This window comes from Frigoribacterium faeni (assembly GCF_007988805.1).
Lineage (GTDB): Bacteria > Actinomycetota > Actinomycetes > Actinomycetales > Microbacteriaceae > Frigoribacterium > Frigoribacterium faeni.
This window is the reverse complement of sequence record NZ_BJUV01000019.1, coordinates 20,073-41,033: the sequence shown is the minus strand read 5'-3', so window position 1 is coordinate 41,033 and position 20,961 is coordinate 20,073. Positions and strand designations below refer to the sequence as shown.

Annotated in this window: 17 protein-coding genes; 11 read left to right on the top strand and 6 right to left on the bottom strand. The window is 70.9% G+C overall.

The window, feature by feature from the left end; all coding sequences use genetic code 11:
• Positions 1-7: 7 nt before the first annotated feature.
• Complete coding sequence (locus FFA01_RS10255) at positions 8-967, top strand: TolB family protein (RefSeq protein WP_146855741.1); 960 nt, start codon at positions 8-10, stop codon at positions 965-967.
• A 31-nt stretch (positions 968-998) separates the two neighbouring features.
• On the opposite strand, the gene FFA01_RS10250 is transcribed toward FFA01_RS10255, so the two are convergent.
• A complete protein-coding gene (locus tag FFA01_RS10250) occupies positions 999-1,667 on the bottom strand; it encodes an ABC transporter ATP-binding protein (protein ID WP_146855798.1) in 669 nt (222 codons plus the stop codon).
• A 65-nt stretch (positions 1,668-1,732) separates the two neighbouring features.
• Positions 1,733-3,241, bottom strand: coding sequence for an ABC transporter permease (locus FFA01_RS10245; protein WP_146855739.1), 1,509 nt, complete (start codon positions 3,239-3,241; stop codon positions 1,733-1,735).
• A 170-nt stretch (positions 3,242-3,411) separates the two neighbouring features.
• Here FFA01_RS10245 and FFA01_RS10240 point away from each other — a divergent pair, with 170 nt between their 5' ends.
• From FFA01_RS10240 to rplL, 4 genes are all read left to right on the top strand, one after another.
• A complete protein-coding gene (locus FFA01_RS10240; RefSeq protein ID WP_167627345.1) occupies positions 3,412-4,170 on the top strand; it encodes a response regulator transcription factor in 759 nt (252 codons plus the stop codon).
• Positions 4,167-5,762 (top strand): sensor histidine kinase, encoded by a 1,596-nt coding sequence (locus FFA01_RS10235; RefSeq protein WP_244289795.1) that lies wholly within the window; start codon positions 4,167-4,169, stop codon positions 5,760-5,762. The genes FFA01_RS10240 and FFA01_RS10235 overlap by 4 nt, the downstream gene beginning before the upstream one ends.
• 291 nt (positions 5,763-6,053) lie before the next feature.
• Positions 6,054-6,569 (top strand): 50S ribosomal protein L10, encoded by a 516-nt coding sequence (rplJ, locus tag FFA01_RS10230; RefSeq protein WP_146855735.1) that lies wholly within the window; start codon positions 6,054-6,056, stop codon positions 6,567-6,569.
• 49 nt (positions 6,570-6,618) lie between these two features.
• On the top strand, positions 6,619-6,999 hold the full coding sequence (gene rplL / locus FFA01_RS10225; RefSeq protein ID WP_146855733.1) for a 50S ribosomal protein L7/L12: 381 nt from the start codon (positions 6,619-6,621) through the stop codon (positions 6,997-6,999).
• A gap of 124 nt (positions 7,000-7,123) precedes the next feature.
• Here rplL and FFA01_RS10220 read toward each other — a convergent pair whose 3' ends face one another.
• Complete coding sequence (locus FFA01_RS10220) at positions 7,124-8,569, bottom strand: APC family permease (RefSeq protein WP_146855731.1); 1,446 nt, start codon at positions 8,567-8,569, stop codon at positions 7,124-7,126.
• Positions 8,570-8,600: 31 nt separating this feature from the next.
• Positions 8,601-10,196, bottom strand: a complete 1,596-nt coding sequence (locus FFA01_RS10215; protein ID WP_146855729.1) for a helix-turn-helix transcriptional regulator — start codon at positions 10,194-10,196, stop codon at positions 8,601-8,603.
• 226 nt (positions 10,197-10,422) lie between these two features.
• Here FFA01_RS10215 and FFA01_RS10210 point away from each other — a divergent pair, with 226 nt between their 5' ends.
• Positions 10,423-12,294 (top strand): ABC transporter ATP-binding protein, encoded by a 1,872-nt coding sequence (locus FFA01_RS10210; protein WP_146855794.1) that lies wholly within the window; start codon positions 10,423-10,425, stop codon positions 12,292-12,294.
• A 63-nt stretch (positions 12,295-12,357) separates the two neighbouring features.
• Here the strand turns inward: FFA01_RS10210 and FFA01_RS10205 are convergent, their stop codons facing one another.
• Both FFA01_RS10205 and FFA01_RS10200 read right to left on the bottom strand, forming a co-directional pair.
• Complete coding sequence (locus tag FFA01_RS10205) at positions 12,358-13,095, bottom strand: DUF305 domain-containing protein (protein WP_244289794.1); 738 nt, start codon at positions 13,093-13,095, stop codon at positions 12,358-12,360.
• A complete protein-coding gene (locus tag FFA01_RS10200) occupies positions 13,092-13,760 on the bottom strand; it encodes a thioredoxin-like domain-containing protein (protein ID WP_208720895.1) in 669 nt (222 codons plus the stop codon). Before FFA01_RS10200 ends, FFA01_RS10205 begins: the two co-directional genes overlap by 4 nt.
• 233 nt (positions 13,761-13,993) lie before the next feature.
• On the opposite strand from FFA01_RS10200, the gene FFA01_RS10195 reads away from it, so the two are divergent.
• The 5 genes from FFA01_RS10195 to mmsA all read left to right on the top strand — a co-directional run bounded on the left by FFA01_RS10195 (position 13,994) and on the right by mmsA (position 20,958).
• Positions 13,994-15,358: a cystathionine beta-synthase gene (locus tag FFA01_RS10195; protein WP_146855726.1), complete on the top strand. Its 1,365-nt coding sequence runs from the start codon at positions 13,994-13,996 to the stop codon at positions 15,356-15,358.
• A gap of 47 nt (positions 15,359-15,405) precedes the next feature.
• Entirely contained in the window at positions 15,406-16,560 is a 1,155-nt protein-coding gene (locus FFA01_RS10190; protein WP_146855724.1) for a cystathionine gamma-synthase, read from the top strand.
• A 32-nt stretch (positions 16,561-16,592) separates the two neighbouring features.
• Positions 16,593-17,972, top strand: coding sequence for an MFS transporter (locus FFA01_RS10185; RefSeq protein WP_146855722.1), 1,380 nt, complete (start codon positions 16,593-16,595; stop codon positions 17,970-17,972).
• Positions 17,973-18,070: 98 nt separating this feature from the next.
• Positions 18,071-19,090 (top strand): LacI family DNA-binding transcriptional regulator, encoded by a 1,020-nt coding sequence (locus FFA01_RS10180; RefSeq protein ID WP_182501091.1) that lies wholly within the window; start codon positions 18,071-18,073, stop codon positions 19,088-19,090.
• A gap of 347 nt (positions 19,091-19,437) precedes the next feature.
• A complete protein-coding gene (gene mmsA, locus FFA01_RS10175) occupies positions 19,438-20,958 on the top strand; it encodes a multiple monosaccharide ABC transporter ATP-binding protein (protein ID WP_146855784.1) in 1,521 nt (506 codons plus the stop codon).
• Positions 20,959-20,961: the final 3 nt, after the last annotated feature.

Genomic DNA, 20,961 nt, shown 5'->3' with positions numbered 1-20,961 from the left:
TGATCCCATGCCCCGCACCCTTCTCCCCGGCCAGCGCTGTCGCGTGCTGATCGTCGACCCCGCGACCGGGGCGACCGAGATCGTCTTCGAGAGCAGGACCGTGCTCGTCGAGGCGCCGAACTGGAGCCCCGACGGCCGATGGCTGGTCGTCAACGGCGACGGCCTGCTGTGGCGCCTGCCCTCCGACGCGCGCGGCGTCGACGAGACCGCTCTCGAGGCCGTGCCGATGGGCGACGTCCCCGAGATCAACAACGACCACGTCATCGCTCCCGATCAGCGGACGGTCGTGGTCAGCTCACGCGACGGGCACCTGTACGAGGTGCCGTGGGGCGGGGTCGACGCCGGGCGCACGGCCCGACGCATCACCCGCGACCACCCCGCGGGTCGCAACCACAAGAACTACCTGCACGGCGTCTCGCCGGACGGCAGCACGCTCAGCGTCATCGTCGGCGCCCTGCCGGCCCCGGTCGCCGATCCCGAGGAGGCGCGGTCCGGCTGGCGCACGAACGTCACCCTGGTCGCGACGGCCGACGGAGCCACCGCAGCCGTCACCGACGACGAGCACCCCGACGACGGCGCCGGGTTCTCGCCCGACGGCGTGTGGCTCTGGTTCAACTCGGAGCGCGCGTCCGGGGGAGTCGCCGGCCACGCCCAGCTGTTCCGCGCCCGCCTCGACGGTGCGGACGCCGTGCAGATCACGGACGACGAGCGGGTCAACTGGTTCCCGCACGTCTCGCCCGACGGGCGCACCCTGCTCTACGTGTCGTTCGAGCCCGGCACGCTCGGCCACCCCGAGAACCGTGACGTCGTGCTGCGCACCCTCCCGCTCGGCGACGACGGGCTGCCCGTGCCGGGGTCGACGCCGCACGACGTCCGGGCGCTCTTCGGCGGTCAGGGCACGATCAACGTGCCGTGCTGGGCCCCCGACTCGACCCGGTTCGCCTGCGCCGACTACCCGCTCGCCTGACGGCGGGTCCCGGCCGGGAGCCCGACGCGGATCAGATGTCGCGCACCTGCCCGCCCTTGAGGTGCAGGCGACGCTGGGCGCGGCGGGCGACGGCCGAGTCGTGCGTCACGATCACGAGGGTCAGCCCCCGATCCCGCCAGACGCCTTCGAGCAGGTCCATGATCTCGTCGCGGGTCGCCTCGTCGAGCGAGCCCGTCGGCTCGTCGGCGAGCAGCACCGAGGGCTCCTTGACCAGGGCGCGGGCGATCGCGACGCGCTGCTGCTGACCGCCCGACAGCTCGGCCGGCAGGTGCTCGGCCCGCTCGGCAAGTCCGACCGAGGCCAGCGCCGCCGCCGAGCGACGACGCCGTTCGTCGCGGGGGACCGATCCGTCCGCGAAGGCCGTCTCGACGTTCTCGGCGGCCGTCAGGGTCGGGATCAGGTTGAAGCCCTGGAACACGAAGCCGATCTCGCTGCCGCGGGCCGCGGCCAGGGCGTGGTCGCCCGCCTTGGAGAGGTCCTGGTCGCCGAGCATGACCGTGCCGCTCGTCGGGCGGTCGAGGGCGCCGAGCATCTGCAGCAGCGTCGACTTGCCGCCGCCGGTCGGCCCCTGGATCGCGACCATCTGCCCCGCGGGGATCTCGAGGTCGACGCCCGAGAGGGCGGTGACGGTGCGCTTCTTCTGCGTGTACGTCTTGGTGACGTCGGTCAGGGTGTACATGGGTCGTGAGCCTCCGGAGGCGCGGGTCGGGTGGGTCGGGTCGGCGGGCTGGGTCTCGACGGCGGTCATGCGACGCTCCGCAGGGCCTCGGCCGGACGCAGCCGCGAGGCGCGCCAGCCGCCCACGGCGCCGGCGAGCAGGCCGCCGACGATCGCGAGCCCGACGGCGATCAGGATGATCGAGAGGGTCACCGGCACGTGCAGGGCGATGTCGCTGGTCGTCTGCGCGACCTGCTGACCGAAGCCGCCGGTCGGGGCGCCGCCCTCGGCGCCACCGGGCATGCCCCCGCCCGGGCCGGCCGCCTCGGCGGCGGCGCCGGCCGACAGCGTCGGCGCGATCAGGTTGACCACGAGGATGCCGACGAGGCCGACCGCGACGCCGACGACGCCGCCGATCAGACCCTGCACGAGCGACTCGCCCGCGACCTGCCGGGTGATGCGGGCGTTGCTCCAGCCGATCGCCTTGAGCGTGCCGAACTCGCGCGTGCGGCGGCTGACCCCCGACACGGTGAAGAGGATCGCGATCAGGAACGCCGCCGCCAGGACGGTGATCGACAGCCAGGTGCCGAGGTTGGAGACCAGGTTCGACGCCGTCGTGAGCGAGCCCGATACGCTCGACGCGAGGTCGGACTGGGTGCTGACGGTCGCGTCGGGCAGCGCCGTCTCGAGGTCCGACTTCAGGGCGTCGACGTCGCTCGCGCTCGCCGCGGTGACGTAGATGTCGCTGATCTGGCCGGTCAGGCCGCTGAGGGTCTGGGCGGTGTCGAGGGGGATGTAGGTGTCGGAGGCGGTGGCCGCGTCGGACGAGGTCGAGGCGACGATGCCGATCACCTGGAAGTCGGTGCCGCCCACGCTCAGCGTGTCGCCCACGGCGAGGTCGGCGCCGGTGGCGTAGGTCTGGTCGAGCACGACGACGTCGGTGCCGGCGTCGTCGGCGGTGAAGGTGCGGCCGTCCGCGAGGGTGACGCTGGTGAGCGGTCCCACGGCGTCGGCGGTCACGTCGATGCCGGTCACGGCGAACTGGTCGACGTCGAACGAGCTGCCGCCCGCGCCGTCGGCCCCGCCGGTGGGTGGCGCCGCCTGGGTGCCCGACTCCGCGTCGGTGCCGGACCCCGGTGCGGTGCCCGTGCCTCCTGCGCCCTGGCTGAAGTCCGGCAGCGTCCCGGAGAAGCTCGAGTTCTGCAGGCTGAGCGTCGCGGTCGCGGCGGCGACGCCGTCGACCCCCTGCGCCGTGGTCAGGTCGCTCGCGTCGAACGTCGCCGTGCCGCGGGCGGCGGAGAGCGTGCTCTGGGCGACCTCGGTGCTGCCGTCGTCGGTGGTGCCGTCGTCGGAGCCGAAGGAGAACTGCTGCCCGGGCCCTCCGCCGTCCGCGCCGGGCTCGGCGGTCCGGCTGATCGTCACGTCGGTGCCGACGCCGTAGACGGAGTCGAGCACCGACGACTGCGCGTTCCGCACGCCGGCCGCGGCTCCGTTCACGATGATGACCAGCGCGATCGCGAGGGCCATGCCGATCGCGATGATCACGGTCTGCTTGCGTCTGTTGCTCAGCTCTCTGAACAGGTAGGTCAGGAACATGGGGTGGTGATCTCCTCGTGCTGTGGGGGCGTCGGTGCGGGCGGTGGGATCCGCCTCGCCGACCGTAGGGAGGAGCGTTATCGGGGCTCTATGGCGTCGCTATGAGCGGCATATGAGATCTGCACGGCTCCCGCATCGGTTCAGCACAGTCGACTCATAGGAATCTCTCGATACTTGGAGTCGTGACCACGACAACCCCCGCCACCGCAGCCGCCCCGAGACTCACCCGGGCCGACGGATCGCCTCTCCGCGTCCTCGTCGTCGACGACGAGAACAGCCTCACCGACCTGCTCTCGATGGCCCTCCGCTACGAGGGCTGGGACGTCAAGGCCGCCTCCGACGGGCAGACCGCCCTCACCCTCGCCCGCGACTTCAAGCCCGATGCGATCGTGCTCGACTGGATGCTGCCCGACATCGACGGCATCCAGGTGCTCGGTCGGCTGCGCCAGGGCGGCGACGACACCCCCATCCTGTTCCTCACCGCGAAGGACGCCGTCGAGGACCGCGTCTCGGGCCTCACGGCCGGCGGCGACGACTACGTCACCAAGCCGTTCTCGCTCGAGGAGGTCGTGGCGCGCCTGCGCGGGCTGATCCGCCGCTCGGCGTCGGCCATCAGCGAGAGCGGCGACTCGCGCATCGTGGTCGGCGACCTCGTGCTCGACGAGGAGAGCTACGAGGTCCACCGGTCCGGGCGCGAGATCGAGCTGACGGCGACCGAGTTCGAGCTGCTGCGGTTCCTCATGCGCAACCCCCGCCGGGTGCTGAGCAAGGCGCAGATCCTCGACCGGGTCTGGAGCTACGACTTCGGCGGCAAGTCGAGCGTCGTCGAGATCTACATCTCGTACCTGCGCAAGAAGATCGACGTCGGCGAGGAGCCCATGATCCACACCGTGCGCGGCGTGGGCTACGTCATCAAGCCCACGTCGTGAGCGACGCGCTCCCGGGGCGCACCCGGGATCGTCTCCGGCGCCTCGGACGCCGCCTGCCCGGCGTGGCGGGTCCGTTCACCCTGCGCCAGCGCCTGATCCTCAGCATCGTCGCGCTCGTGGTGCTGCTCACCATCGTGATCGGCGCGATCAGCGTGCTCGTGCTGCGGACCTCGCTCATGCGCCAGCTGGACGACGAGCTCAAGGGCGCCAGCGATCGCGCGACGCCGCTCGTGAACTCCCAGAGCTCGAACGCCCGGCCGAACCTGTCCCCGGACGGCGACGACCTCACCGGCCCCCGGCAGTCGCCCGGCACGTTCACGGCCGTCGTCGTCGACGGTCAGGTGATGGTGGCCTACCGTGTGGCCGACACAGGTCAGATCGTCACCCCGGCCCTGACCGACGATCTGACGACGACCGTGCAGTCGGTGACGGGCACGGCTCAGCCGGAGACCGTCTCGCTCGGGTCCGCACTCGGCACCTATCGCGTCGAGTCGCTGGCCGTCAGCTACCAGGAGACGACGGCGTCGGGCGTCACCTCGACGCCGGCCTACCTCGTCGTGGGTCTGCCGACCAGCAGCGTCGATCGCACGATCACGGTGATGGTCGTCACCATCGTCGCGGTCACCGTGATCGGTCTCGCCATCGCGATCGCGATCGCCTTCGCGGTCGTGCGGTCGGCCCTCCGCCCGCTCGAGCGCATGTCCGACACGGCCCTCCGGGTCGCTGAGCTGCCGCTCGACCGCGGAGAGGTCGCGCTCGCCGAGCGCGTCGACGAGCAGGACACCGACACCCGCACCGAGGTGGGGCGGGTGGGCGCCTCGCTCAACCGCATGCTCGGGCACGTCGCCGGGGCGCTGGAGGCACGGCAGCAGTCCGAGAACAAGGTGCGGCAGTTCGTCGCGGACGCCTCGCACGAGCTGCGCACGCCGCTCGCCTCGGTCCGCGGGTACGCCGAGCTCACGCGCCGGATGAACGCCGACCTGCCCGAGGACGTCGTCTACTCGATGGGGCGCATCGAGTCCGAGGCCGTGCGCATGACGTCGCTGGTCGAGGACCTCCTGCTGCTCGCCCGTCTCGACGAGGGGCGCGATCTCGTGCTCGCCGACGTCGATCTCACGCGCATCGTGCTCGACGCGGTCAACGACGCCCATGTCGCGGGCCCTTCGCACGACGTCGACGTCGTCGTGCCCGACGAGCCGGTCGTCGTCTCGGGCGACGGCATGCGTCTGCACCAGATCATCGCGAACCTGCTGACCAACGCGCGCACCCACACGCCGGAGGGCAGTCACGTGCACGTCACGCTCGGCGTCGAGTCCGGTGAGGCCGTGGTGCGGGTGGCCGACGACGGCCCGGGCATCGAGCCCTCGGTGCTGCCCGTCCTGTTCGAGCGGTTCGCTCGCGCCGACAGCTCCCGCTCGCGCAAGGCCGGGTCGACCGGGCTCGGGCTCGCCATCGTCGACGCCGTCGTGCACGCGCACGGGGGCACCGTGGGCGTCGACAGCTCCGACCGAGGCGCCACGTTCACCGTGCGGCTCCCGCTCGGCGCACCCGTGCCGGTGGGCGCCCCGCCGGCCGGTGCGGCGCACGTCTGACCGGAATCCCGAGAAGCCGAGGAGGCGCGACTTGCGCGGACGCGCCTCCTCGGTCTATTGTGATCGAAGCCCAAGACCGCCGGTTGTGGTCGCCTGCTCGCAGACGATCACCGAAGGTTCTCGAGAGAGAGCGACCAGCGCAGGTGTGTGAAGTCGTTCCTCTTCTCGAAGAGATCCAGCTCCGTGCCCTTGCGCCGGAGCTTTTTCTTTGCCCTGAGCGGATCGTCCGCGATCCGTCGGAGCAGATCGGGATCCCAGGGGCTGCCGGCACACCCACGTTTTAGGAGAGCCATGGCGAACAAGGAAGCATCGGTCGCCGAGCTCACGGAGAACTTCCGTGACTCGACCGCCGTTCTGCTCACCGAGTACCGCGGTCTCACTGTTGCCGAGCTGAAAGAGCTCCGCAAGTCCATCAGTGCAGACGCGACGTACGCCGTGGTGAAGAACACGCTCAGCAAGATCGCGGCGAACAACGCCGGAATCAGCTCGTTCGACGACGAACTCGTCGGACCTTCTGCGATCGCCTTCGTGCACGGTGACCCTGTCGCCGTCGCCAAGGGCCTGCGTGACTTCGCCAAGGCACACCCCGCTCTGATCGTGAAGAACGGTTACTTCGACGGTAACCCTCTCTCGGCAGACGAGGTCAAGAAGCTCGCCGATCTCGAGTCGCGGGAGGTGCTGCTGGGCAAACTGGCCGGCGCCTTCAAGGCTTCGCTGTTCGGCGCTGCTTACCTGTTCCAGGCACCGCTGTCGCAGGCCGTTCGCACGGTCGAGGCGCTGCGTGCCAAGCAGGAAGCAGACAGCTAAACAGCTGTCGCACCAACCCCAACTTTAGAAAAACCAGAAGGAGAACACCATGGCGAAGCTCACGCAGGACGAACTGATCGAGGCTTTCAAGGAGCTCACGCTCATCGAGCTCAGCGACTTCGTGAAGAAGTTCGAAGAGGTCTTCGAGGTCACCGCCGCCGCCCCCGTGGCCGCTGCCGGTGCCGCCCCCGCCGCCGCCGCTGAAGAGGTCGAGGAGAAGGACTCCTTCGACGTCGTCCTCGAGGCTGCCGGCGACAAGAAGATCCAGGTCATCAAGGAGGTCCGCGCGCTCACCAGCCTCGGCCTCGGCGAGGCCAAGGCCGTCGTCGACGGTGCCCCCAGCACCGTCCTCGAGGGCGCCAACAAGGAGGCCGCCGAGAAGGCCAAGGCTCAGCTCGAGGCTGCCGGCGCCACCGTCACCCTCAAGTAAGTCCGCTTCACCGCTTCACACGGAAGGCGCCGCCCCTCGGGGTGGCGCCTTCCGCCGTCTCCGCAGCCGATGCAGTGGTCGGGGCAGCGCGGCGTGGGGCGGCCGGGCTCGGAGCGGCGTGGGCTCAGGAGGCGCGGTCGAGCACCGAGTGCCGGCGCCCGTAGCCGAGGTACACGCCCGTGCCCACGAGCATCCACACGGCGAACGCCAGCCAGGTGATCCAGCCGAGCGTCACCATCAGGAGCACGCAGAAGGCGCAGCCGAGGATCGGCACGACGGGGTAGAGCGGCACGCGGAACGTGCGGTCGAGCTCCGGCCGGTTGCGGCGCAGCCAGATGACCGAGACGTTGACCAGGGCGAAGGCGAAGAGGGTGCCGATGCTGGTCGCGTCGGCGAGGGCTCCCAGGGGGATGAGCGCCGCGGCGATCGCGACGGCGACGCCCACGATCAGCGTTCCGGCCACGGGCGTCCGGGTGCGGGGCGAGATGCGGCCGAGGATGCGCGGCACGAGTCCGTCGCGCGCCATCGATACGAAGATCCGGGTCTGACCGTAGAGCACGGTCAGCACGACGCTCGCGATCGCGAGCACCGCGGCCACCGCGAACACGAACGCCACCCAGGGCTGTCCGGTGATCTCGGCGACGATGCCGACGAGCGACGCCTCGCCGTCGGTGAACGTCCGCCACGGGCGCGCGCCGATGGCGGCGACGGCGACGAGGATGTACAGCACGGTGATGATGACGATCGAGGCGATGATCGCGCGGGGCAGGTCCCGTCTGGCGTCGCGCGCCTCCTCGCCGGCCGTCGACGCGGCGTCGAACCCGATGTACGAGAAGAAGAGCCGCGAGGCGGCGGCCGAGACCCCGGCGGCGCCCATCGGGGCGAGCGGTTCGAAGTTGCCCGCGCTGAAGGCGGTGAACGCCACGACGACGAAGAACACGAGCAGGGCCACCTTGACGACGACGAGCAGCGTGTTCACCCAGGCGCTCTCTCGGGCTCCCGGCACGAGGATCAGCATGGCGACGATGACGAGCGCCGCCGCAGGCAGGTTGAGCACCCCGCCGGCCCCGGGCGGAGCGGCGACGGCGTCGGGCAGGGCGAGGCCGAACACCGACAGCGCCTCGTTGACGTACTGGCCCGCGCCCACGGCGACGGCCGCCACCGACACCGCGTACTCGAGCACGAGGCACCACCCGCAGACCCAGGCGATGCCCTCGCCGAGGGTCGCGTAGGCGTAGCTGTAGCTCGAGCCCGACACGGGCACGCTGCCGGCCATCTCGGCGTACGACAGGGCCGAGAGCAGGGCGGCGACGCCGGCGAGCACGAAGGCGATCCAGACGGCGGGCCCGGCGAGGGGGACGGCCGTGCCGAGCACGACGAGGATCCCGGTGCCCAGCGTGGCGCCGATGCTGATCGCGGTCAGGTGCCAGACGCCGAGCGATCGGCGCATCCGCGGCCCGTCGTCGGCCGAGGCCTCGCTCTCGGCCACGTACGTCTCGAGGGGCTTCCGCCGGCGCAGCTGGGCACCGAGGGGCGAGCGGGAGGAGGGGGAGGACCGGTTCTGTGACACCGCGAGAGGCTACCAGCCCACGACGGCCGGGTCAGTCGTCGATGTGCAGGCCGAGCTGCCGGACGCGGGCCATCGCCTCGCGCCGCGACGTCGCCTGGAGCTTGCGGTAGATGCTCCGCACATGGCTCTTCACCGTGTTGACCGAGATGTAGAGCTGGCTGCCGATCTGGCCGAGGGTCTGACCCGTCGCGAGATGGCGGACGATCACGAGCTCGCGGTCGCTCAGGGGCTCGGCCAGCTGGTGGACGGAGTCGACGGCCGAGCCGAGGAGGCGCTCCAGGCTCGCGCGGATCACCGGGGGCTGGTCGCGCTGGGCCGCCCGATCGAGCAGGTGCCGCAGCACGTCGGGGTCGAGCGTCGCGAACATCCAGACCGAGCCGTTGCGGCCGGCCGCGAGCAGGGCGCGGTCGAACGCGATGTCCGCGCGCGCCGCGTCGCCGAGCGCGAGGTGGGCCGCCGCCACGATGGCGTGCACGTGCGGCATGGTCCGTTCGCTGTGCAGGTCGCCGAGCGCGAGGCAGGGTCCGAGCGCGTCGAGGGCGGCCTCGGGCTCTCCCGCGGCGAGGTGGACGAGCGCCAGGACCCGTCCGGGGCACTGGATGTGTCTCGGGGTCGGGACCAGCGGTGCCGACAGACGACGCGCCTCCTGAGGCTGACCGAGCGATCGCATCGTCTCGGCGCGGAGCGACGCGACGGCTCCGGGCAGGGTCGGCTGGCCGGTGAAGCCCTCGACCAGCCGTGTGATGCGCGCGAGCAGGTCGAGCACCTCGATGTACCGCCGATCGGCGAGGCACGCGTTCGCCTCGGCGAACCAGCCGAGAGCCTCCCAGTCGCTGCCGCGGGTGGCCAGCCGGACCGAGTCGATCAGCGGCGCGACGCCGCCGAGCACCTCGTCGCGCTCGAGGGCGAGCTGCAGCCGGGTGATCTGGGCGAGCGCGGCGAACGAGCTGGTCATGAGGTCGGTGCCGTCGCTCAGCTCCACGGCGACCGAGAGGTGCTCGTCGGCCAGCGTGAAGTCGCCGAGCAGCATGGCCACGTAGGCCAGCGCCGACGCGCACTCCACGCGTTGGGCGACGCTCAGGTGCTCCTCGGAGAGACCGCTCGCGAGGCCGAGGGCGAACTGCGCCTGGTCGTACTCGCCGTAGTGGATCCGGATCAGCCCGAGCTCCAGCGAGAACTCCGCGCTCAGCGAGATGCGGGCGCTGATCGACTCCGTGATGTCGGTCTCGATCATCGTGCGGGCGACCTCGAGGTGCTCGTGCGCGACCACGAAGTTGCCGAGGGTGCGGAGCGAGGCCGCGAGATGCACGTGGTAGCCGGCTCGGACGTCGAGGGGCATCGCCGGATCGGCGTCGATGGCCTTCGCGACGCCGCGGAACCAGGGCAGGGCGGCGCTGCGCGAGCGCGAGCCGATCGAGCGGTGGCTGGCGGCGAGGGCGAGCAGGATGCGCGGGCGGCCGCGCCACTCCTCCTCGGGGGTGGAGCGGATGGCCTCGCGCAGTCGGGCCCCCTGCAGCGGCGCGATCGTGGTCCAGGCGCGTTCGATGGCGTCGAGTGCGGCCCGGTGGTCGGCGGGCTGGATCTCGGCGCTCGGGGAGTCGACGGCCGTTTCGTCAGGCGTGTTCACGGGTCCTACCTCTGCCGCATCGGGTAGTTCCTCGTCGGGTGTGAGGAATGCGGCGTCGGGATGGGGGTCAACCATCCGTCGCCCTCATCCTAAGCTGAGACTTCTTCTTGAACAGGGTTCTCCGCCGAAAACCCCGGATTGGGGGGACGTTCCTGTACCCCGGTCGAGCGGGTGTCCCGCGCGCATGACGTCGCCCGCGGGGGCGTACCGTGAGCGGATGAGCAGGATGGACTCCGTCGCCTCGGGCGGCGGGATGCGCGGCGGCGGCACGCGCCCCGGTCGGGTCTCGAGCGGCGACGCCCGCGCACAGAAGGCCGCGAACGCCGACGCGCCGCGGATCCCCGACCTGTTCCGCCGCATCCGGGGGCTCTTCGCGCCGCACCGTCGGGCGCTCGTCGTCACGGTGATCCTCGTCTTCGTGGGCGCCGCGATCAGCGTGCTGCCGCCGCTGCTGACCAAGCAGGCCTTCGACCGGGGGCTGTTCCCGAGCGGCGGCCCCGACGTGCCCGTGCTGCTCGAGCTCGTCGGAGCCATGATCGGGCTCTGGGTGCTGTCGGCCGGCATCGGCGTCTGGCAGACGTACCTCACCGCGACGGTCGGAAACACGGTGATGGGCTCGCTGCGGATCCGGCTGTTCGGGCACCTCCAGCGGATGGAGCTCGCCTTCTTCACGCGCACGAAGACCGGCGTGATCCAGTCCCGGCTGCAGAACGACGTCGGGGGCGTCGCCAACGTCTTAAGCAACACGATCTCGAGCGTGCTCGGGAACACCGTCACGGTCATCGCCGCCTTCGTCTCGATGCTCGTGCTGAGCTGGCAGATGACCGTCGTCACGGTGATCCTGCTGCCGCTGCTCGTCGTCGCCCAGCGGCGGGTCGGCCAGGTGCGGGCGCGCATCGCCACCAGGACGCAGGAGTCGCTGAGCGACATGACCGCCATCACGCAGGAGGCGTTGAGCGTCAGCGGGATCCTGCTCGCCAAGAGCTTCAACCAGCAGCGCGCCGAGGTCGAGCGCTACTCGGCCGAGAACCGCACGCAGATCGGTCTGCAGGTGCGCCAGCAGATGAGCGGCCAGTGGTTCTTCGCCGTCGTGCAGATCTTCCTGTCGGTCATCCCCGCCGTCATCTACCTGGTCGCGGCCTGGCTCATCCTCCGCGACGTCCCGGTCACGGCGGGCACCATCGTGGCCTTCACCACGGTTCAGGCGCGGCTGACGTTCCCGCTGATGGGGCTCCTGCGGGTGGCCCTCGACCTGCAGACCTCCGGCGCGCTGTTCGCCCGCATCTTCGAGTACCTCGACCTGCACCCGGCGATCAGCGACGACGGCTCGGCGCGACGCGTCGACGAGTCCGCGCTCGGCCGCGTCGAGTTCGACGACGTCTCGTTCTCGTACCCCGACGCGGAGCCGGGACAGCGGACCCTCGACGGGGTCTCGTTCGACATCGAGCCGGGCCGGTTCGCCGCGTTCGTGGGTCCGAGCGGCGCCGGCAAGACGACGGTGTCGTACCTGATCCCGCGGTTCTACGAGGCGTCGGGAGGCGCGGTGCGGTTCGCCGGGACGGACGTCCGCGACCTGCAGCACGAGTCGCTGATCGAGCACATCGGCATCGTCAGCCAGGAGACGTACCTCTTCCACGCGACCATCGGCGAGAACCTCCGCTACGCGCGCCCCGACGCGACCGACGAGCAGCTCGTCGCGGCGGCCCGCCAGGCCAACATCCACGAGACCATCTCATCGTTCCCCGACGGCTACGACACAGTCGTGGGCGAGCGGGGCTACCGGCTGTCCGGCGGCGAGAAGCAGCGCATCGCGATCGCCCGCGTGCTCCTCAAGGACCCCGCGGTGCTCGTGCTCGACGAGGCGACCAGCGCGCTCGACACCGTGTCCGAGCGCGTCGTGCAGGACGCCCTCGACACCGCCGCCCGTGGGCGCACCACCATCGCCATCGCCCACCGGCTCTCGACCGTGCGGCACGCCGACGTGATCTTCGTCGTCGACGCGGGGCGCATCGTCGAGCGGGGCAGCCACGACGAGCTCGTCGCACGGGGCGGGGTCTACGCGGGGCTCTACGGGCAGCAGGCCTCGGCGGCGCGGTGAGGGGGAGCGGGTCGCTGCGGACGCCGTGTCGTCGCGGGCGCCGTCAGGGAGTCGGAGGGCGCGTCACTCGCGTTCGGCCAGCATCTCCTGCATCGCGGTGATCTCGCTCTCCTGGCTCTGCACCATGCCGGTCGCGAAGACCCGCACCTGCCGCACGTCGCTGCGGGCGAGGATCGCGTCGGCCATCTCGACGCCGCCGCGGTGGTGGGCGATCATCAGCGTGAGGAACAGCCGCTCGGCCTCGACGCCGCTCGCCGCCTGCAGCGCGGCCAGCTGATCGTCGGTCGCGAGCCCCGGCATGCGACCGCCGGGCTCGTGGGTGGCGACCGGCGTGGCGGTGCCTCCCGTGCCTCCTGCGGTGGTCGCCTCGTGCTCGTGGTCGCCGTAGGCGCCGTCGAGCGTGGGGCGGGACATCCAGGTCATGGTCGGTTCGGACGGCGCCTGCGGCAGGCTCCAGAGCTCGAGCCAGGCGAACATCTGGCCCGCCTGCTGGGACTGCGTCAGGGCGATGTCGTACGCCAGCGAGCGGACGGCGGGGTCGTCGGTGCGTTCGCGCACGATCATCGCCATCTGCACGGCCTGCTCGTGATGCACCTGCATGTCGCGCGAGAAGCCCGCCTCGACGCTCTCGGTGCCGGGCGTGACGGGGTTCGGCGAGCTCAGCCGGCCGACGGCGATGCCCACGAGCAGCACCAGCGCCACCGTCAGCACGCCGGCGACGACGAGCCGGAGTCGACGCCCCCGGGAGGCGCGGGTCGGCACCGCCGCGTCGGTCGCCTCGTCACGCCCCGTGTCGGTCACGCGATCTTGCCCTCGCCGTCCACGCCGCCGGTGCAGGGCGCGCCGGGCTCGGGGGCGTCGCCGGACTTCCAGTACTTGGTGACGAAGTCCGAGACGGAGGCCTCGTCGTCGGTGACGTTCGCGAACGGCAGCTGCGCGCCCCAGGCCGAGACGTACATCGGCGAGTCGAGGCCCTCGAAGGGCGAGACGACGGCGTACGTGTCGGGCGCGAAGTCCTGCAGGGCCTCGATCTCGGCGTCGCTCACCTGGGCGGGGTCGTACGTGAACCAGATCGCCCCGTGCTCGAGGTCGTGCACGGCGTTCTCGTTCGGGACGGGCTCGGTGTAGACCCCGCAGTTGAGCCAGATCTGGTTGTGGTCGCCGCCGGCCGGGGGAGTCATGGCGTAGTCGACGGCGCCGGCGACGTGGTTCGCCGTGAGGTCGGAGTAGGTCTGGACGCCGTCGATCTCGATCGCCTGGGGGTCCTGTCGGGGCTGTCCGCTGGTGACCACGTAGGCGACGACGAGCGCCACGACGGCGGCGCCGGCGACCGAGGCGGTCACGATGCCGATGAGGCGGTTGCGCCTGGCCCGCTCCTGCTGCTTCTTGAGAGCCGCGACCTTCTCCTGTCGTCGGGCGTCGCGCTGCTGCTTGACGGAGGGCTTGTCGTTGGTGCCGTTGGCCACGTGGGGTCCTGTCGTCCGGGGATCGATCGAGATCGGGGATGCGTCACCATTGTCTCTCACGGTTCGCTGGGAACTCCTTCCTTCTTTGCACGCCGTGCAGCGCGTCCGTCCCGTCGTCCCCCGTAACACGCCAGGGCGCGTCGTTAGACTCGACGCCGGGCCGCCACCGTCGCGACGCCCGCCCGCCACCCCGATCCGCACCCCACGACGGCAGCGGAGAACCCGGAGCACCCGTGAAGTACGCCGAGACCGTCCTGGACCTGGTGGGCGACACCCCGCTGGTCAAACTGAACAAGGTCACCGAGGGCATCGCCGCCACGGTCCTCGTCAAGGTCGAGTACCTGAACCCCGGCGGCTCGTCGAAGGACCGCATCGCCACCCGCATCATCGACGCGGCCGAGCGCGAGGGTCTCCTGAAGCCCGGCGGCACGATCGTCGAGCCGACCAGCGGCAACACAGGCGTCGGGCTCGCGCTCGTCGCGCAGCAGCGCGGCTACCGCTGCGTCTTCGTGCTGCCCGACAAGGTCGGCGAGGACAAGCGGAACGTGCTGAAGGCCTACGGCGCCGAGATCGTGGTGACCCCGACGGCCGTGGAGCCGACGAGCCCCGAGTCGTACTACAGCGTCTCCGACCGGCTGGTCACCGAGATCCCCGGCGCCTTCAAGCCGAACCAGTACGCCAACCCGAACGGGCCGCTCAGCCACTACGAGACCACCGGTCCCGAGATCTGGCGCGACACCGACGGTCGCGTCACGCACTTCGTCGCCGGCGTGGGCACCGGCGGCACGATCAGCGGCACCGGCCGGTACCTGAAAGAGGTCTCGGGAGGCGCGGTGCAGATCATCGGCGCCGATCCCGAGGGCAGCGTCTACAGCGGGGGCACCGGTCGGCCCTACCTGCTCGAAGGGGTGGGCGAGGACTTCTGGCCGAGCGCCTACGACCCGAGCGTCGTCGACCGCATCATCGCCGCCTCCGACGCCCGCTCGTTCGAGCTGACCCGTCGGCTCGCCCGCGAGGAGGGCCTCCTGGTGGGCGGCTCGTCCGGACTGGCCGTGGCGGCGGCGCTCGACGTGGCCCGCGAGCTCGGCCCCGACGACGTCGTCGTCGTCCTGCTGCCCGACAGCGGGCGAGGCTACCTGGGCAAGATCTTCAACGACGCCTGGATGCGGTCGTACGGGTTCGCGGACAGCACCGACGAGCGCACGGTCCGCGACCTCCTCGCGTCGAAGACCGGCTCGCTGCCCGACCTCGTGCACGCCCACCCCTCGGACACGGTGCACGACGTCATCGGCATCATGCAGACCTACGGCGTCTCGCAGATGCCCGTCCTGTCGGCCGAGCCCCCCGTCGTCATCGGCGAGGTCGTCGGGGCCATCGAGGAGAAGTCCCTGCTCGAGGCGCTGTTCACCGGCGGCGCCACCATGGGCGACGCCCTGTCGTCGTTCGTCGGCGCCCCGCTGCCGCTGATCGGCATCAACGAGTCGGTCACGGCGGCGCGCACGGCGCTGCAGACGACCGACGCCCTCCTCGTGACCGACGACGGCAAGCCCGCGGGCGTCGTGACCCGTCACGACGTGCTGGCCTTCGTCTCGGCCTGAGCCGTCCCCTTCTCCGTTCCGTCGTCCCCCTCGAAAGGACACCTCGCATGACCCACGGCTTCTCCACCCGCGCCATCCACAGCGGCCAGGCCTTCGACCCCACCACGGGTGCGGTCGTCCCGCCGATCTACCAGTCGTCGACGTTCGTGCAGGACGGCATCGGCGGCTTCCGCGGCGGGTACGAGTACGCCCGGTCGGCGAACCCGACGCGCGACTCCCTGCAGACCCTCCTCGCCGACCTCGAGGGCGGAAGCCACGCCTTCAGCTTCGCCTCCGGACTCGCCGCGGAGGACGCCCTCCTCCGCTCGGTGCTGAGGCCGGGGTCGCGAATCGTCATGGGCAACGACGTGTACGGCGGCACGCACCGCCTGGTGAACCGCCTGCACGTGCCGTGGGGCGTCGTGCTCGAGACGGTCGAGATGACCGACCTCGACGCCGTCCGCGCCGCCGTGCGCCCCGGCGAGACCGCGGTGCTCTGGGTCGAGACGCCGAGCAACCCGCTCATGAAGATCAGCGACGTCACCGCTCTCGCCGAGATCGGACACGCCGCCGGCGCCCTCGTCGTCGTCGACAACACCTTCGCGTCGCCGTATCTGCAGCAGCCGTTGGCGCTCGGTGCGGACGTGGTCGTGCACTCGACCACCAAGTACATCGGCGGACATTCGGACGTCGTCGGCGGGGCCGTCGTCGTCCGGGACGACGAGCTGGCCGACAAGGTCGGGTTCCTGCAGTTCGGGGCCGGAGGCGTCTCGGCGCCGATGGAGTCGTGGCTGACCGTCCGCGGCATCAAGACCCTCGGCGTGCGCGTCGACCGCCACTCGTCGAACGCGGCGACCATCGCCGACGCCCTCGAGGGGCACGCCGCCATCGAGCGGGTCTACTACCCGGGGCTGGCGTCGCACCCGGGTCACGAGATCGCCGCCCGGCAGATGAAGGCGTTCGGCGGCATGATCTCGGTGTCGTTGGCGGCGGGCCCCGCGGCGGCGCGCCGGTTCGCAGAGTCCACCGAGCTCTTCCAGCTGGCGGAGTCGCTGGGCGGCGTCGAGTCGCTCATCGGCTACCCGACCGAGATGACCCACGCGTCGGTGCGCGGCACCGAGCTCGAGGTGCCCGAGACGGTCGTCCGCCTCTCGGTCGGCATCGAGGACGTCGACGACCTGCTCGCCGACGTGCTCCAGGCGCTGGACCGCGTCACGGCCTGATCGGAGGGCCCGGCGCGGCCTAGGGTGGGTGGATGTCCCACGGCGCGCCGAGCACCCGACCCGAGGGGGTGCTCAGCCGGCGGTATCGGCTGGCCACCCTCGGCATGTGCGCGCTCATCGCCATCGCGGCCTTCGAGTCGCTGGCCGTCACGACGATCATGCCGATCATCAGCGCCGAGCTCGACGGCGAGTCGCTGTACTCGCTCAGCTTCGCGGCCCCCCTCGCCTCCGGCCTCGTCGGCATGGTCGTGGCGGGCAACTGGGCCGATCGGAGCGGCCCGAGGGTCGTCGTGATCGCGTCGATGCTGCTGTTCGCCGTCGGGCTCGTCGTGGTGGGGACCTCTCCCGACATGGTCGTGCTGCTGCTCGGTCGTCTCGTGCAGGGGCTGGGCTCCGGGGCGGTGATCGTCGGTCTCTACGTGATGGTCGCGCGTCTGTACCCGCCCGCCCTGCATCCGTCGATCTTCGCGGGCTTCGCCGCGGCGTGGGTCGTCCCCGCGCTCGTCGGCCCCCTGATCGCCGGGGTCGTGGCCGACACGGTCGGGTGGCACTGGGTGTTCCTCGGCGCGGTCGGCCTGGCGGTCCCCGCGTTCGTCATGATCCTGCCCAGCCTCGAACGGGTCCCGCCGCCCGTCGTCGGCGACGGCGAGCGGCCGGTGCGCTGGAGCGTGGCGCGCATCCTGTGGGCGGTCGGCGCCGCCGTCGGCGTGCTGCTGCTCAACCTCGTCGGCGAGTTCCCGGCCGGCGTCTCGGCGGCGGTCATCGTCGGCGCGGTCGCTGTGCTCGCGATCGCTCTGCGGCCATTGCTGCCGACGGGCACCCTGCGGGCCGCCCGGGGCCTGCCCACGCTCGTCCTGCTGCGGGGCCTGGTGGGCGCCGCGTTCCTGGCGAGCGAGGTCTACATCCCGTACATGCTCGCCGCAGAATACGACTTCAGCTCGTCCACCTCGGGCATCGCTCTGACGCTCGGCGCCCTGGGGTGGGCGTTCGCGAGCTGGCTGCAGGGGCGACTGGGCGACCGGGTCCGCCAGCGGGCGGGCATCCGTCTCGGCATCGCTCTCGTCCTGACCGGGCTGGTCGCGGCCACGCTCACGCCGCTGCTGCACCTCGCGCCCGTCGGGCTGATCGCCACGTGGACCGTCGCCGGCTTCGGCATGGGGTTCATGTACCCGCGCTTCTCGGTGCTCGCCCTGGCCCTGTCGACCGCGGCCGACCGCGGGTTCAACAGCTCCGCCCTCACGATCTCCGACTCCGCCGGTTCGGCGGTGGTCCTCGCGCTCAGCGGCGCCGCCTTCGGGGTGCTCGGGGGAGCGTCGAACCCCGCCGCGTTCGTGGCCTGCTTCGCGATCGGGGTGGCCGTGGCGGCGCTCGCGCTGGTGCTCAGCGGACGCGCGGTGCCCCGCGGTCGCTGACCCGCGCTGGTCGTCCGGGTGCCCGCGAGTCTGCATAATGGTCTGCAGACAGCGATGTGTACGGTCACACCGCTCGGCAGCAGAGCGACGGAGCGACGGTGAAGCCTGACATCGACAAGGTGCGCGCGCCGAACATCCGCGACGTGGCCGCGCTCGCCGGGGTCTCGTACCAGACCGTCTCCCGCGTGCTCAACGACAGTCCGAGCATCCGACCCGCGACGCGTCAGCGGGTGCTCGACGTCATCGAGCAGGTGGGCTACCGTCCGAACCAGGCCGCCCGCGCCCTGGTCACCAGCCGCTCGCGCGCGATCGGCGTCCTGACCCTCCAGAACGTGCACTTCGGTCCGCAGACCATGGTCAACGCCATCGAGGTGGAGGCCCGGGCCGCCGGCTACCGGCTCAGCATCGCCAGCACGACGCGGGCGGACGGCGACGTGCGGGCGAGCCTCGACCTCCTGACGAATCAAGCGGTGGAGGCGATCATCGTCATCGCGCCCCAGAGGAAGTTCTTCGACGTCATCGACGAGCTCGACCTCGACGTGCCGATCGTCGCGCTCGACTCGACGCAGCGGACCCGTGCCCACAGCCTCTCGGTCGACCAGTTCGCCGGGGCCCGTCTGGCGACCCGGCACCTGATCGATCTCGGGCACCGGCACATCGTGCACGTCGCCGGCCCGCAGGACTGGATCGAGGCCGACGAGCGCATGCAGGGCTTCCTGTTCGAGATGGGCGAGGCCGAGCTCTCGATCGAGCCGCCGATCCTCGGCGACCTCACGGCCGACTTCGGCTATCTGGCGGGTCGGGAGCTCCTCCGCCGACGGGACTTCACGGCCGTGTTCGCCGCGAACGACCTGATGGCCGTGGGGCTGCTCCACGCGTTCCGCGAAGCCGACGTCGACGTGCCGCGCGAGGTGAGCGTGGTCGGCTTCGACGACGCCCCCACCGCCGCGCACCTCTGGCCGCCCTTGACGACGGTGCGGCAGGACTTCGAGCTGATCGGCCGTCGCGCCATCGAGCTCGTCATCGCCGAGCTCGAGGGCAACGAGGTGGTCGACCGCACCCTGCTCGCACCGGAGCTCATCGTGCGGGCGTCGACGGACCGGCCCTGGTTCCTGTGACGAGAGCCGTCCCGGTCGGTGTCACGAGCCTCCCCGGCCTCGATCCGGTCGCCTGCCGACGGGCCGTTCATAACAGATCGGCATCGGCATTTGACACGGAGCATTCCCAGGATTAGCTTTGCTCCAGTCGCGGTGTGAACGGTCACATTCGTTTGCTCGCATCGACACCGGTGCCGAGTGCACGGGCCGCCACCACGACGACGATCAGAGAGTGCCCACCACGCCCTTCCGGCGCGGCGGACCGACGAGGAAGTCGAACGTGGAGGTCAGCGTGCCCGGTGCACACATCACGACGAGCGGGACCCCTGGGGGTGCCGAGCGTGGTTGAGTCCCCGATCATCCTCGAGATGCGCAGCATCACGAAGGAGTTCCCCGGCGTCAAGGCGCTCGACGCCGTGTCCATGCAGGTCAGGGCCGGCGAGGTCCACGCGATCTGCGGCGAGAACGGCGCCGGCAAGTCGACCCTCATGAAGGTCCTGTCCGGGGTCTACCCGTTCGGCACCTACGCGGGCGACATCGTCTACCAGGGCGACGAGATGCGGTTCCGCGACATCAAGTCGAGCGAGTCCGCCGGCATCGTGATCATCCACCAGGAGCTCGCGCTGATCCCCGAGCTCTCGATCACCGAGAACATCTTCCTCGGCAACGAGCCCACCCGCTTCGGCGCGATCGACTGGTCGGCCGCCAAGCTCCGGGCGATCGACCTGCTCGCGCGGGTCGGCCTCAAGGACGACCCCGACACGGCCATCAAGAACCTCGGCGTCGGCAAGCAGCAGCTCGTCGAGATCGCCAAGGCGCTGAACAAGAACGTCAAGCTGCTCATCCTCGACGAGCCCACCGCGGCCCTCAACGAGGCGGACTCGCAGCACCTGCTCGACCTCATCCGCGGTCTCAAGGGCCGGGGCATCGCGTCCATCATGATCAGCCACAAGCTGAACGAGATCGAGGCGATCGCCGACTCCATCACGATCATCCGCGACGGCAAGACGATCGAGACGCTCGACGTCAAGGCCGACGGCGTCAACGAGGACCGCATCATCCGCGGCATGGTCGGCCGCAACCTCGCGAGCCGGTTCCCCGACCGCACGCCGAAGATCGGCGAGGTCTTCTTCGAGGTCAAGGACTGGTGGGTCCGCCACCCGCAGACCGCCGAGCGCTTCGTCTGCAAGGGCTCGAACATCACCGTCCGCCGCGGCGAGATCGTCGGTCTGGCCGGACTGATGGGCGCGGGCCGCACCGAGCTGGCGATGAGCGTCTTCGGCCGTTCGTACGGTCAGTTCGTCTCCGGCACGATCGTGAAGGACGGCCGCGAGGTCGAGATCAAGAACGTCCGCGACGCCATCGACAACGGCCTCGCCTACGTCTCCGAGGACCGCAAGGTGCTCGGCCTGAACCTGCTCGACGACATCAAGCGCTCGACCGTCTCGGCGAAGCTCGCCAAGATCTCGCGCGGCACGGTCGTCGACCGCGACCAGGAGCACACGATCGCCGAGGAGTACCGCAAGAGCCTCCGCGTCAAGACGCCCACGGTCGACGAGGGCGTGGCCAAGCTGTCGGGCGGGAACCAGCAGAAGGTCGTGCTGGCCAAGTGGATGTTCACCGACCCCGACATCCTGATCCTCGACGAACCGACCCGCGGCATCGACGTGGGCGCCAAGTTCGAGATCTACAACATCATCAACCAGCTGGCGGCTCAGGGTAAGGGCGTCATCGTCATCTCCTCCGAGCTGCCTGAGCTGCTGGGCCTCTCGGATCGCATCTACACGATCTTCGAGGGCACCGTGACCAACGAGATCGACGCGTCGGAGGCCGACGCCGAGACGCTGATGAGAACAATGACGTCCAAGAAGAAGGAGCACGCCGCATGAGTG

Coding starts and splice junctions, on each gene's coding strand:
- FFA01_RS10255 (WP_146855741.1), top strand. CDS start 8: ATGCCCCGCACCCTTCTCCCCGGCCAGCGCTGTCGCGTGCTGATCGTC.
- FFA01_RS10250 (WP_146855798.1), bottom strand. CDS start 1,667: ATGTACACCCTGACCGACGTCACCAAGACGTACACGCAGAAGAAGCGC.
- FFA01_RS10245 (WP_146855739.1), bottom strand. CDS start 3,241: ATGTTCCTGACCTACCTGTTCAGAGAGCTGAGCAACAGACGCAAGCAG.
- rplJ (WP_146855735.1), top strand. CDS start 6,054: ATGGCGAACAAGGAAGCATCGGTCGCCGAGCTCACGGAGAACTTCCGT.
- rplL (WP_146855733.1), top strand. CDS start 6,619: ATGGCGAAGCTCACGCAGGACGAACTGATCGAGGCTTTCAAGGAGCTC.
- FFA01_RS10210 (WP_146855794.1), top strand. CDS start 10,423: ATGGACTCCGTCGCCTCGGGCGGCGGGATGCGCGGCGGCGGCACGCGC.
- FFA01_RS10190 (WP_146855724.1), top strand. CDS start 15,406: ATGACCCACGGCTTCTCCACCCGCGCCATCCACAGCGGCCAGGCCTTC.
- FFA01_RS10185 (WP_146855722.1), top strand. CDS start 16,593: ATGTCCCACGGCGCGCCGAGCACCCGACCCGAGGGGGTGCTCAGCCGG.
- mmsA (WP_146855784.1), top strand. CDS start 19,438: ATGCGCAGCATCACGAAGGAGTTCCCCGGCGTCAAGGCGCTCGACGCC.